We start from the raw sequence: 407 nt of genomic DNA on the forward strand, positions 1-407 counted from the left end.
CCCTTTAAATGATCAATTGCCTTACCATCTAAAGTCGTCATTTTTAGATTCAATAGTTCTGCAAATAAAAACTGTGCAGCAATGTCCCAAGGTTTAGGATTTGTATTAATATGTGCCCCAAATTGACCTTTTGCCACTCGCATAGAATCTAATCCGCAAGCACCAACTAAACGATAACTAAATGAGGCGTCAAATAAATCTTGCACCGTATCTAGATTCATCACTTGTGCATTAAACGATATAATAGCGTCTTCCAATTTTAACGATGGTGGTTCTTCCATCTTAATTCCATTACAAAAAGCACCTTCTCCTCGTATTGCTTTATAAAGCTTTTTATGCGGATAATCATATACGTACGATAACATTGGTTTACCTTCATAAAAATACGCCAATATAATACAATAATC

General features: G+C 34.6%; 1 protein-coding gene. It reads right to left on the reverse strand.

Annotated features, from left to right (window positions below; genetic code table 11):
• Window positions 1–392, reverse strand: a 392-nt coding sequence (locus tag A6F49_RS14375) for an inositol monophosphatase family protein (protein ID WP_235605015.1), incomplete at its 3' end; no start/stop codon positions are given.
• Between the last annotated feature and the right edge of the window lie 15 nt (window positions 393–407).

The sequence above is a fragment of the Enteractinococcus helveticum genome, assembly GCF_001657475.1.
GTDB lineage: Bacteria > Actinomycetota > Actinomycetes > Actinomycetales > Micrococcaceae > Yaniella > Yaniella helvetica.